This is a genomic window from Deltaproteobacteria bacterium, from assembly GCA_016874735.1.
Classification (GTDB): Bacteria; Bdellovibrionota_B; Oligoflexia; order Oligoflexales; family CAIYRB01; genus CAIYRB01.
Map to the genome: position 1 here is coordinate 1 of VGTI01000009.1, position 12987 is coordinate 12987.

Below are 12987 nucleotides of genomic sequence, written 5' to 3' on the forward strand. Positions count from 1 at the left end.
CACCGGCTCCCCCGACGTGGGTAAGACCTGGTACAACTCCAGCTCTAATCAAATTAAATTCTGGGACGGCACGCAGTCACGATCCCTAGGTGTATCAGGCTCAGGTCTCTCCAGTCTCAACGGCCAGACGGGTAACAGCCAGACCTTTACGGTCACAAGTAGCGGTACAGCACCGGCAATTAACTCAACCGCGAATATCCATACGCTGAGTATCCCTCTGGCATCGGCTGGTGCCACGGTGACAGCTGGTCTGATCTCTAACACGGATTACCAGGCATTTAGTGGCAAGCAGGCAGCAGGCAGTTATTTAAGCGGACTCACCGGCGACGTCACGGCTGCAGGTCCTGGCAGTGCAGCGGCCACTCTATCCAACACAGGTGTGGCAGCTGGGACGTACACGAAGGTGGTGACGGATGCAAAAGGCCGCGTTTACTTAGGCGCGACACTCTCAGTCAGTGACATCCCGCCGCTACCAGCATCGAGTATCACCAGTGGTGTCCTGCCAGTCAGTAACGGTGGTACAGGGGCTTCAAGTTTCACTAATAACGGTGTGGTACTTGGGAATAGCAGTGGCAATCTTTTGTCCACTGCTGCGGGAGCTGCCCACCAGAGCTTAGTCGTCCCGAGTGGGGGCGGCGTGCCCTCATTTGGAGCTATTGATTTATCGCAGGCGGCGGCTGTGACTGGAGTGCTATCGACTACGGCCGGTGGTATTGGGATTAGCTCGACGGCAACATTCCCGACCTCTGGTGTGGTGGTGACGCAAAGTGCATCAGAGACATTGAGTAATAAAACTTTGGCCTCGCCCGTTGTGAATGCAGGTACTATGAGTGGTGCATCGCTTATCACCGGCTCTACGGTGGTTAACACGACTGGCACTGTAACTGCGGCTGCCGGCCAATTTAATGGTGATGTCACGATTAGTGGCAACGGTGTCACTGGCAACAAGCTGGTGATGCACGATAATGGTACGACTAACTTTGTAGCGTTGAGAGCTCCGGATACATTAGCATCCTCGACCTCCTGGACCTTACCAGCGACTGATGGGACTAGCGGTCAGGCATTGATCACCAATGGCTCCGGAGCTTTATCTTGGGCTTCGGGTCTCGCACCAACAGGCGTTGCTGGTGGAGACTTGACTGGAAATTTCCCAAATCCCACCCTGACCGCGACTGGCGTAGCAGCTGGGACTTACACTAAAATCGCGACTGATGCGAAGGGGCGCGTATACTCCGGTGGCGCACTCGCGGTTGCCGATATTCCCTCACTTCCCGCGTCGATTATCGGCTCTGGTATCGTGCCTGTGAGTAACGGTGGTACCGGAGCCTCTAGCTTTACCAATAACGGCGTCGTATTGGGCAATAGCAGCGGTAATCTTTTGTCCACGGCTGCGGGTGCTGCGTACCAGAGCTTAGTCGTATCGAGTGGTGGTGGGACGCCGTCGTTTGGAGCGATCAACTTATCGCAAGCAGCGGCTGTGACTGGTGTACTCCCAGCATCAGCGGGTGGCACGGGTGTAAGCTCGACGGCGACGTTTCCAGCCACTGGTGTGGTGGTGACACAAAGTGCAATGGAGACATTGAGTAATAAGACTTTGGCTTCGCCCATCGTCAATGCAGGGACTATGAGTGGTGCGTCGCTTATCACCGGCTCGACGGTGGTTAACACGACTGGCACTGTAACTGCGGCTTCCGGCCAGTTTAATGGCGATGTTACGATCAGTGGTAACGGTGTTACAGGCAACAAACTGGTGATGCACGATAAGGGTACGACTAACTTTGTAGCGTTGAGAGCACCCGACACTTTAGCTGCCTCAACCTCGTGGACCTTACCAGCGAGTGACGGGTCTAGCGGTCAGGCTTTGGTTACTAATGGCTCCGGAGCTTTATCTTGGGCTTCGGGACTAGCACCGACTGGTGCTGCTAGTGGCGACTTAACGGGTAACTTTCCAAATCCCACACTAACAGCGACTGGCGTTGCCTCTGGAACTTACACCAAGGTCGCTACTGATGCGAAGGGTCGTATCTATTACGGTGGTGCGCTCGCGCTTGCTGATATTCCGTCACTTCCAGCGTCGATTATCGGTTCTGGTATTGTGCCTGTGGGCAATGGTGGTACCGGAGCGTCTAGCTTCACCAATAACGGCGTCCTCATCGGTAATAGCGGCGGGAATCTTTTATCCACCGCAGCGGGAGCTGCGTACCAAAGCTTAGTCGTGCCGAGTGGCGGTGGTACGCCAACATTTGGAGCTATTGATTTATCGCAGGCGGCGGCTGTGACTGGCGTGCTCCCGACCTCTGTCGGTGGCACTGGAGTCGTTTCATCAGCTACTTTTCCGTCGAGTGGAGTCGTAGTAACTCAGAATGCAGTGGAGACGCTGAGTAACAAGACCCTAGCATCGCCGATCATATCAGCTGCGACGATTAATGGTGCGTCAGTCATTAGCGTCACTGGGCCAATATCCGGTGGTAATGGATATTTTAGTGGAAATGTCGGCATCGCTACCACGTCACCAGGATCCAAGCTCCAAGTAAACGGGGGAGCTGCTATTGGTTACAGCGCTGCTACTTCGGCGCCATCGAATGGGTTAGTTGTGGCTGGCAACGTCGGGATTGGGACGACGGCGCCGGTCGCGAAACTTGATGTCACGAATCCGGATACTGGGGGCTACGCTCTTTTGATCGGCTCGGATCAGAATTCTAATACAAGGACCGATGCATCACGAAAATATTTTCGGGCTGCCATGCCGAGTTATAGCATTGCAAATACCCCTATTGGCGTGCTTATAGGTGACTCTACGAGTACGGACAATATTTTGAATATTGGCGGCGGATCCACACAGGTCAATGCGATAACCTCGCTGAGATTCTTCACTGGTGCGACAACGAGCACCAACTCAGGCACCGAGAGAATGAGGATCGATTCCAACGGCAACGTCGGGATTGGCACCACATCGCCTTCAGCTCCTTTGCACATTTATAAGGCTTCAAACTACCCGGAAATTTTTGTCGATCGTGGAGCGAGCGGCCAGATAGCAGGTCTGGCTACCAATAGCACTGGTGCCAACCTCAGTTATTCGGGGTATCTGGCTTTGGGAACCGCAACGGGTGCCCAATTGGCAGGATGGGACGAAAAAGTCAGATTCACCAGCGCCGGAGCAGTGGGCATTGGCACTCACAATCCGAACGCCATGTTACAGTCTCAGTCGACGGCAACTGACGCGGGGGCCAACGAATCAGGAAATTTCAACACCAACCTTTACGTCAATAACTCAGGAAACTTCAGTGCCTATAACTTAACAACAGCCGTGGCGCCGATTGTGGCAAGTGGAGCATCATCGACCGGTACGGTGATTAGCCTCTACCCGCAGGCGAGGCGCACCTCTGCCTCGGATGCCGGATCCCTGAGTTCCCTTTATGGAGTTAATGCAATCTACGGACACACGACCTTAACCACAGGCACCACGAATGTGGCGGCGGGGATACGAGTCGTCCCCTATCATCAAGGCGGGACGATCAACACTAGCTATGCGCTTTATCTATCAGGTGCTTATGGTGGTGGTTCCGTAGGCAATTACTATGCCGTATACCAGGCAGATACCGATGCCAGGAATTATTTTGGGAGCAACGTCGGCATCGCTACCACGTCACCAGGATCCAAGCTCCAAGTAAACGGGGGAGCTGCTATTGGTTACAGCGCTGCTACTTCGGCGCCATCGAATGGGTTAGTTGTGGCTGGCAACGTCGGCATCGCTACCACGTCACCAGGATCCAAGCTCCAAGTAAACGGGGGAGCTGCTATTGGTTACAGCGCTGCTACTTCGGCGCCATCGAATGGGTTAGTTGTGGCTGGCAACGTCGGGATTGGGACAACCTCACCTACTGCTGCTCTAGAAGTCCAAGACTCCACGATACCATTGCGATTGAGAAATAACGCCAGCACGGCGGGAGCCTATTGGCAGATTGGCCCAAACTCAGGCAACTCCTTATTAGTTTACAATCAAAATAATGTTGGTGTGTGGTTGGGCAACGGCGGCAACACATGGTCCTCAACCTCTGATATCAGGCTCAAAAAGAATTTCTCACCCATTTCTGATGCGCTGGAAAAAACTTTACAGCTCCGTGGGCTTACTTACCAATACAAAACTGATGCCGACACTGACCCGCGCCGGGTCGGAGTCATAGCTCAGGACGTCCAAAGGGTCTTACCTGAGGCAGTATCGGAGCATGAAGGCATCTTGGGAGTAAAATATACAGAAATCATTCCGATTCTGATTGAAGCGATAAAAGATCTGAAAAATAAAATTGATCTAAGGTTTGAAGCAATAGTTACACTTTCAGCAATAAAAGATGCGCAAATCGCAGACCTTCAACGTCGAGCTGAGAATGCTGAAGCCGAATCCGCACAGCTTAAGGCGTTCCTATGCAGCCAATTCCCCGATGCGCCGATGTGTCGCTGAGGCGGAGTTGCGGAAAAGGTTGGGGCTGATGATAGGGACGACTAATCTTGGCCGTAGTTTCGTGTACTACATCAAGTCGTTGCTCTAGGTGTTCTTATCCACAATTAAGACGGCTGTCCAAGGTAAGCGGCAGTATGTGTTCTTATCCATAATTAAGACGGCTGTCCAAGGTAAGCGGCAGTATGTCAAAAAGAGCAGCGTGATTGCAACGATACTCTTTCATGATCGTCTTGCTGATTTTTTCTCAAGTCGCTCAATGTGTTCACTGATTATAAACTTTAAATAAGTTTGATAGCCGATGTGCTTTTGCTGTGCGAGTTCCTGAATCTTCTCCAGGAGGTCCTCGGGAAATTTGATATAAATGCCTTTTTGATGATTTCGTTGCTTGCGCACTCGCTTAGCCTTTTCCTTTAGGTCTGGCCTGGATGCCTTCCACTCGGCGATAATTTCAATGGCTTGATCATCTTTCTTCTTTTTCACAGGCATCCGATCTTTCCCCCATCCTTTAGGAATCTAATGATGTCGGCTTCTTCGGGATCAAAGGCTGATTTGACCCAGATTGTTCCATCTTTAATTGTGAAGCAAACCTTGAGCAACCTTTCATCAAAAGTCTCGGCGATGAAGTATTGGGTCGGTGGCTTCGTCTTATGCTGCGGACGCATATCCAGCAGATAAGGAGGCGCGGATGTAAAGAATGCTTCCTCGACTTCGGTCCAATCAACGTCATGAGTGTTCCGGAGCTTGTCCTTAACCGCTTTGCTCGCATCGATTAGCATCTATTCCCCCTTATATACCAAGTATATACCAAGCTAACCTAAATAGACAACACTTGGCGGCAACGTCGGGATTGGGACCACGAGTCCGAGCCGGGCTCTGCAAGTGGTCGGCCCAGCTCGAACGTTGATTCAAGCGAATACAAACTCTGCCAACGGCACCGCTGGGTTTGTTGCATACGATGGACCGGACCAGAGCAACGCTGGATATCTCTTACTGGGCATCGATCGTGCTGGCTCTAATGTAAGCGGCCTCGGAACGAGCGACTTCGCATTCATTTCATCGTCGAAGAACGGTACTGGTAAGGCATTCCCACTGATCTTCGGCACTGGATCCACCCAGATCGAGCGCATGCGTATCGACACATCCGGCAACGTCGGGATTGGGACGACGGCGCCGGCAAGCACACTCGAAGTGACCGGTAACATCATGATGTCACAAGGCGCTAATCGAACGATTAGTGTCGCAACTACTACGAGCAACACAGCTGGCAACAGTCTAACCATCAGATCGGGTACAGCTCAGCAGAGCGGTGTAAATGGGCAAAACGGTGGATCGCTATACCTTACCGGAGGCACCGGCTACGGTGTCACCGCAGCAAACAGTGGTGGCAACGTTTATGCTTATGGCGGCCCTGGCACAGGATCGGCAGCTTCAAACGGCAACGTGATTCTTGCACATAACGGCACGAGTTCCGTCGGCAACGTCGGGATTGGGACCACATCTCCAGGATCGTTACTAGATGTAGTGGGTGGCGCAATCCGAGGATCAGCTGGACTAGTAATCACGGGCAACTCTTTTTTCACTCCGGCAGGAACCCCTAATGGATCTGTGCTTGGACTGAGCTCACCAGGTGGAAATCCAGGATTTTCCGTAGTTGAAGGCGATGGTTCCGGCGGTGCTTTGCGAAGATGGGATATCAAAAGCTGGTCTGGCAAGCTCATTATACACGACGCCACTGCAGGCATCGGTCGCGCAGTATTTGACACAACCGGCAACGTCGGAATTGGAACAACAAGTCCAGGATCCTCATTACATATCGGTGGTAGTGTTGCTGGCCAACAAGCTCAAATCAAATTAGATAACGGCATCGACGGTTCGACGGGATACATAAGCCGTTGGATTGGACGCCTTGAGCTTTTGTCCTCAGATGCGATCGGTTTTGCGACCAATTCGTATGCAGATACAAAAATGTTGATAACAAATTCTGGCTACGTCGGAATAGGCACCGCATCTCCGCAGCAAGCGTTGCATGTCAATGGCTACATTTCCACTGGTGATGCAGGTATAAAGTGGAAAGTATTTACAGGCACTTCAGGAACCAATTCAACCACATTTGCGCACGGAGTTGATTGGCAAAAAATCGTATCCGTCTCGTGCTCGATTTACCAAAATGGCATCGGCTATGTTGTATTCGGCTGGGAAGTTAACAACCACTTTATAAGTTACACGTCGACTAACATTAATATCATGCACAGTTGGGACGGCTACGACGGTCAGCCGTACCGCTGCACCTTGTTCCATATTCCGTAAAACCTAGACTACGGCCTTTTTTAGCCGCTCATTAAGAACGCGTAACAACCTGATATAACTGGTTTTTAATCGAATTCTCAAGTTTTATCGCGGTTTGCCGACCATATCTTCAGACAATCAGGGGTAAACCATGGCGAACTTGCACGGGTACCTAAGGTACAACCTATGGAATGACCTGGGCACTATGGCTCTGACCGCAGGGCTATTGGTCGGTGCCTGTAAAAAAGACAAGGGCAACACCGAAGAGTCTGATCAATCCAATAGGGACTCGGGAACCGAAATTTACGCGGGTGGTGGTGGCAGCGGTGGGGGATCTTTTGGTAGCGGGGACCTCCCAGCGACACCATCGATAGCCATCCTTGCGCCCCAGGGAACTAGCGTGACCACCGGCCTACAGCCTCTCAGGTTTGAGGGATCGTGTGTCAGCGGGCTGGACGTGGTTTTAACCGGGGACGTCAGTAATAGCGAGGTTCAGTGGCCGAGCTCTGGTGCGCTCTACCAGCCATGCGTTGCGGATGCCTTTGCATTTGAGATCAATAAAAGCGCCGCAGGCACGTTCAGGTTGCAATTTGCGCAGGGACTCCTGGGTGTGGTGCCTTTTTCATTACCTGTTGATTTCTCGTGGACCATAGCCGCGCCTGGTGGGCAAGTAACGCCACCGGTGTCCTCACCAGCGTCGCCGCCCAATCCGCCGGTCATTACTCAACCCGGGACCAGCACGTCGTCTTCAAACACTAACGCGTTTACTTTAGCAGGAACCTGCGATAACGGCCTGCAAGTCGTTATCGGTGGGCATGTAGGCGCTCAGGACGTCAGCGCACCAACGGCTGGGAACAATGTCGCCAACTGCGTCGCCGGAGTTTTTAGCTTTAGTTTCAGTAAGACGACCGATAGTGCCTACACAGTCTCTGTTATGCAGCGCGACCCGCAAACGCAGCTGGACTCGACTGGCGTCCAGGTGACATGGATCCGCGACACGGCGCCGCCCAGTCCTCCCGTCGTCAGTCAGCCTAGCCAGTCGCCATTTTACGATAGCGCTTCAAGTCTCAGCTTGGGGGGCGCTTGTGAACCAGGTGCTCAAGTGAATCTCTCTGGGGCCGACAGCATGGCAATTAGTTGTAGTGCCGGGCAGTTTAGTTTCAATTCCACAAAAGCCAGTGATGGAACCTACAACTACACGCTAAGTCAGACTGATGCCGCTGGAAATCTATCTGCTGCGACGAGCTTCCAGTGGGTGCGCAGTGCATCGGTGATGTCACCGCCAGCAATACAGAGTCCGGCGAGCAGCATGTTCTATAGCCGGACTCGTAGTCTGATGATTAGTGGCAGCTGTATGTCCAACGCGACCGTGACTCTTAGTGGAGCCGTCACGGCATCAGAGGTTAGTGATCCTTCGCAGGCCCTGAGCCGAACGTGTGTGTCCGGCAGTTACAGTTTCGCGCTGAGCAAGTCGCTGGATGGCGTTTATGATCTCCAAGTAAGTCAATCTGATCCGAGTACATCTTCGGTTTCCGCGCCCGTGGCTCTGACCTGGATCATTGACAATATCCCTCCCTTGGCGCCAAGCGTGGTGACGCCGGCTGGGGCGGCGGTTAGCTCCGGTGACGCCGCACTTGCTTTAGTGGTGCAGTGCGAGCGCGGTAGTACAGTCAACTGGAGTGGTACATCGAGTGGTACTTGGAGTGGCGCTAACACTGGATCGGGTGCATGCACAGACGCTGGCGAATTTGCGGCGTCAATCCCGCAGTCCACAGACGGATCCTACACTATCACGCTGACTCAATCCGATCGTGCTGGCAACCAATCAGCCGCAAGCGCCGTCACCTGGACTAAAGATACGACGATGCTGCCGACGCCGGTGCTGTCATCCCCGAACTTAAGTCCGATCTGGACATCATCCAATACCTTGGTTGTGTCCGGGAGCTGCACGAATGGTTTCATTGTGAATCTCTCCGGTGACATTACGGCAAGTGAAGTCACTTCGCCGAGTGGTGCGCTGACACAGACTTGTCAAACCTCTACGTTTAGCTTCACCGTCAGCAAGTCTAGCGACGGCCACTATGTACTTAACTTGATGCAGGCAGATTCTGCGGATCCTCCCACCCGAGGGGATTCATCCTCCGTATCGGTAGACTGGACAGTCGATAGACTCGTGCCAGCGATTGTCACTATTACCAGTCCTAGCCAAAATCCATTCACCAACGGTGGTGGACAACTGACAATTGTGGGTGCCTGTGAGACGGGTACACAGGTGTATGTTGAAGGATCTTCGGCGACACCAACAACTTGCGTTGCTGGTGCCTACCAGCTGAACCTCACGGCCACGACGAGTGGCACCTACAGTTACGTCCTGAAGCAAAAAGACCGGGCCATGAACACATCGACAGGATCGGCGTTTACGTGGCTGGTCGATACGTCGCTGCCGCCACCCCCGACTGTCACGGCACCGAGCACGGCAAACGTGCTTACGGCAACTTCGGAGCTCACTATTGCCGGTGGTTGCACTCCCGGGGTCAACGTCGTCCTAGGGGGGCAGGTGCTGGGTAGCGAGATTAGCGCTCCGGCAGGCTCCTTGACTCAGGCCTGTGGCTCGAATGGATCCTATGCGTTTATCGTACGTAAGACCATCGATGGTCCCTATGCACTTGATGTAAGTCAGGAGCGTAATGGTTACTACTCGAGCCCGGTGAGTGTGAACTGGACTCGCGATACTCAAGCTCCAGCGACCGCGGTGAGTCTTGTGACCGCTAACCCTAACCTCAATGCAACGGCCACGGTCTCATTCACGAGTGAAGCGGGAGCGACCAGTCAGTGCAGTCTGGACGGAGCTGCCTATCAAACCTGTACGTCTCCTTTTAGCTATACTACTACGCAAAATGGCACCCGTACCGTTTACGTCCGCAGCACAGATTTAGCTGGCAACGTCGGGACTCCTGGCTCAGTCACTTGGAACCAAGCCTCTTACAAAACGGTAGCCTTTTATAACTTTGATTCCGGGAGTCCTATCGGCCTTGATAGCTCGCTCTTCCCAGGATCGGAGCATAATGATGCATCCCAATCGGGAACGGCAACTCCTACCTTTAATGTACTTGGTAAGTTTGGCTACGGTGCGCAATTTACTGCTAGTGCATCACAGCATCTAGTCGCACCCGACAATCAATCCCAGGACTTATTTGCTGCTAAAATGGCAATTGATGCCTTTGTTAAACTAAGCACAGTTCCGGCGAAGAACTACCATTATGTGATCGCATCAAAAAACGGGGATCCGAGCGGTAATTATGGATGGCGTTTTAGTTTGAAGAGAACCTCGAATCCATCACAAAATCTCAGGCTGTGTTTTACGGTTGCGCCAAGTGGCAGTACGTCGTTGACGGAGAAATTAGCAACCACTTCATTTGATTTTCTCACAGGCGCAAACTTCCATCACGTGGCCATGACTTGGGATGCTGGTAACGTGAAGTTTTACGTCAACGGCCAGCTTGTTGGTAGCCAAACGGTTGGGGTAGTTGGCACAGCGCGTATCAACGCGACGGCCGCACCACTGCGGATCGGAGCTGACGGTCGCTCTCCGTATGGATATTTTAACGGGGTGATAGATCATCTGCGTCTCAGCCAGGTCGTGCCGCTAGGATCGACATTTCCTGTGCCAAGCTCCCAGCAGACGCCCGATTGAAGGTCGATATCCGTCGTAAAATTAGCATGTTATCTGGCTTCGTTCAAGCCGTAACATCGTAATACCGCCCAGCTTGCAGCCCCTGCTCCGAGTGTGCTAGGTCCCTGGGAACCTTGAGGAGGTGTCCCATGACCAAAGTGCTTTATATCGTCGGCAGTCCTAACCCTGCAGACCAATCATCGAGTCGGCAAGTAGCTGAATTCATGCTAGCCGAGCTGCAAAAGAAACAAGAGGACGTCACCGTTGACGTCCGTGATCTTTACAACGATACCCCCTTTATTCTAGACGCTACTTACTTGAGTGCACTGCGTAAGATGCAACAGCAGGCAGCGCTCACGGTGGAAGAGTCGGCATCACTCGCTAAAGTGGGCGCCGAGGTTGATAAATTTTTGCAGTACGATCGCTATATCGTCAGCCTGCCGCTCTGGAACTTCGGCGTACCACCGCTGCTTAAGGCCTACGTCGATAACATCGTCGTGCCAGGTAAAACCTTTCGCTACACCGCAGCGGGACCTGTTGGGCTATTGGCCGGAACAGGGAAGAAGCTGGTCATCGTGCAGTCGAGTGGTGGGTTCTACAATGACGGCCCAGGCCTTTTGCTCAATCATGGGAGCAGGTACCTAGAAGACATCTTCAGGTTCATCGGTATCGACCAAATTAACACCATTAGCCTTGGTGGTACGGCCATACCTCCTTTTGACGGCAGTCGTGTTCTAGCTGCCAAGGCGGAAGCCGCTCAGGTCTTGGCTGAGATCTGGCAACCAGAGTTGAGTTTGCCGGGGAGTAGTAGCCAGCAGCCTCTAGTTGAGACGTCCACCGTTCTTAACTGAATCACCTGACTCACAAAAAAAGAAGACCGTCGGCCAGTCGACGGTCTCTTTTTTGTTTAAGCTACATTAGCTAAGTTTAGACTTAGCTTGCTTAAGGGCCTTGAGTTGCTTCTCGGAGATGGCGATGCCGCGACTCAGGACTTTGTCCAAGGCTTTTTCTCTAGCGTCTTTGGTTTTTTCCGAGATGAGGCTAGTAGCCGAGCTTATCCGCTCGCGGGTAGCTGAGGCGGCGCTTTTAGCTAAACTCGTGGCCTTGTCCTTGAGCGCTTCGGTGTTAATGCTGATGATCTTGTCACTCATGGGGAACTCCTTCACTGGGGGCGGTGGGTGTCAAAATATTTGACACTTGTTAGATATTTGCCGCTAGTTTTGCTGGCGATTGACTGAGCGGCGCGGCTTCTGTGGCGCGGTGGGCGCCACACCCCTAGGTTATGCAAAAAATGTCCCATGCGGAGGCGGCTTGCTCAGGTCCCACTCAGAGACGTCAGCTGAGCCTCGGTTAGGTAAAAGTCTCGCGTTTGCTCGATCAGGCGCCGACGAGCTCCCAGGCGTTGCTCAGCAGCCGAAAGTAACTCGGCCGCATTACGGATGCCCCGGTTATACTCATCGGCTACAAGCTTCAAAAGCGCTTCGGAACGCTCCTGATTTTTGGCAGCGTCGTGCAGTAGCTCGTGTCTGAGAGGTAGTTCTGACTTTAACTCATGAACAAAGGCCGTGAGCTTGGCTTTGTGATCCTCTAGTCTAAGTTCCGTGGCGTAGGCCTGGGCAAGTCTAGCTTTACTCTCGCGGCGATCAGTCAGTGCGTCAGCCAGATCGAACCTAAGGCGCAAGCCAAGGAGCCACTCTCTCTGATTGTTGCCGCCACTCCCGACGTATGTGGGTTGACCGTAGTCAGAAAAGAGATCGAATTGTGGATGGATCGAACTGCTTAGCTGCGTGGCCTGATGTCGCAGGGAGTCTATCCGCCCTTTAAAAACGTGGATGTCGGGATTCGTCGCGAGATGGCTTTCCGATAGGTCAACTGGGGCATGAGAGGGATGGGTGAGGGTGCCGTTGACGTCGAGGCCGACATGGTCCTGGGAGCCAATGAGTACGGCTAGCTGACTTTTGGCTATGTCTAGTTCGAGCATTAGGCGCTTGCGGTCCTGCAGAAGGGTGTCACCGTGTAGCTCAAACTGGATAAGATCGGACTGTGTTGCAATTCCGTGGTCGATGCGTCGTTTGGCAGCTATCCCATATTTTTGCGTTGCAGAAATAGCCTCGTCGTAGAGATCCATCAAGGATTTGAGCCCAACGATTTGCCAGAAATAACGTCGCGCTGCTAGCAACTGTAGAGCTGACTCTCTAGTGAGCTCGGCGTGCGCGACTTCATGCGCGTCTTCGCGCACCTGTTCTTCAAGCTGGTCCCTGCCGCCATTGTATAAATTGAGACTTGCCTCCAAGCGGTATGACTGACCAGCCGCGAAGTCAGTAGTAGAGCTCTTTTCGCCTACCTGACGGCCGGTACTCGCCGTGAAGTTCGGTAGAAAAGACTGTGTGAGAAAAGGTGTTCGCTCTTTGAACGCCACTAAGTTGCTACTTGCTGCTTTGATGAGGCGGTTATTCGCTTGGACTAAAGCAGGAAGATCATTAAATGTGATGATTTCTGCATACGCTGGTGCGTTTGCGGCAAAGATCAGCAATATTGGTAATGATAATTTGAAAATCATAGCTTGCTT

General features: G+C 52.7%; 8 protein-coding genes. 4 read left to right on the forward strand and 4 right to left on the reverse strand.

Annotated elements, in window-relative coordinates; all coding sequences use genetic code 11:
- A partial coding sequence (locus FJ146_06740) for a tail fiber domain-containing protein (protein MBM4251649.1) occupies nucleotides 1–4459 on the forward strand: 4459 nt, incomplete at its 5' end.
- 219 nt (nucleotides 4460–4678) lie between these two features.
- Here the strand turns inward: FJ146_06740 and FJ146_06745 are convergent.
- Entirely contained in the window at nucleotides 4679–4939 is a 261-nt protein-coding gene (locus tag FJ146_06745) for a hypothetical protein (GenBank protein ID MBM4251650.1), read from the reverse strand.
- Complete coding sequence (locus FJ146_06750) at nucleotides 4936–5235, reverse strand: hypothetical protein (protein MBM4251651.1); 300 nt, start codon at nucleotides 5233–5235, stop codon at nucleotides 4936–4938. The genes FJ146_06745 and FJ146_06750 overlap by 4 nt, the downstream gene beginning before the upstream one ends.
- Nucleotides 5236–5338: 103 nt before the next feature.
- Here FJ146_06750 and FJ146_06755 point away from each other — a divergent pair, with 103 nt between their 5' ends.
- The 3 genes from FJ146_06755 to FJ146_06765 all read left to right on the forward strand — a co-directional run bounded on the left by FJ146_06755 (nucleotide 5339) and on the right by FJ146_06765 (nucleotide 11269).
- Nucleotides 5339–6766, forward strand: a complete 1428-nt coding sequence (locus FJ146_06755) for a hypothetical protein (protein MBM4251652.1) — start codon at nucleotides 5339–5341, stop codon at nucleotides 6764–6766.
- 130 nt (nucleotides 6767–6896) lie between these two features.
- Nucleotides 6897–10439 carry a LamG domain-containing protein gene (locus FJ146_06760; protein ID MBM4251653.1) on the forward strand — a complete coding sequence of 1181 codons (3543 nt, stop codon included), beginning with the start codon at nucleotides 6897–6899 and terminating at the stop codon, nucleotides 10437–10439.
- A gap of 128 nt (nucleotides 10440–10567) precedes the next feature.
- Entirely contained in the window at nucleotides 10568–11269 is a 702-nt protein-coding gene (locus FJ146_06765; GenBank protein ID MBM4251654.1) for an FMN-dependent NADH-azoreductase, read from the forward strand.
- Nucleotides 11270–11335: 66 nt separating this feature from the next.
- Here the strand turns inward: FJ146_06765 and FJ146_06770 are convergent, their stop codons facing one another.
- Together FJ146_06770 and FJ146_06775 are read right to left on the reverse strand one after the other, a co-directional pair.
- Complete coding sequence (locus FJ146_06770) at nucleotides 11336–11569, reverse strand: hypothetical protein (GenBank protein ID MBM4251655.1); 234 nt, start codon at nucleotides 11567–11569, stop codon at nucleotides 11336–11338.
- Between the two features lie 164 nt (nucleotides 11570–11733).
- Nucleotides 11734–12978 carry a TolC family protein gene (locus tag FJ146_06775; protein ID MBM4251656.1) on the reverse strand — a complete coding sequence of 415 codons (1245 nt, stop codon included), beginning with the start codon at nucleotides 12976–12978 and terminating at the stop codon, nucleotides 11734–11736.
- Nucleotides 12979–12987: the final 9 nt, after the last annotated feature.

Excerpts from the sequence above, each read along its gene's own strand:
- FJ146_06750 (MBM4251651.1), bottom strand. The coding sequence starts at position 5,235 with ATGCTAATCGATGCGAGCAAAGCGGTTAAGGACAAGCTCCGGAACACT.
- FJ146_06760 (MBM4251653.1), top strand. The coding sequence starts at position 6,897 with ATGGCGAACTTGCACGGGTACCTAAGGTACAACCTATGGAATGACCTG.
- FJ146_06765 (MBM4251654.1), top strand. The coding sequence starts at position 10,568 with ATGACCAAAGTGCTTTATATCGTCGGCAGTCCTAACCCTGCAGACCAA.
- FJ146_06770 (MBM4251655.1), bottom strand. The coding sequence starts at position 11,569 with ATGAGTGACAAGATCATCAGCATTAACACCGAAGCGCTCAAGGACAAG.
- FJ146_06775 (MBM4251656.1), bottom strand. The coding sequence starts at position 12,978 with ATGATTTTCAAATTATCATTACCAATATTGCTGATCTTTGCCGCAAAC.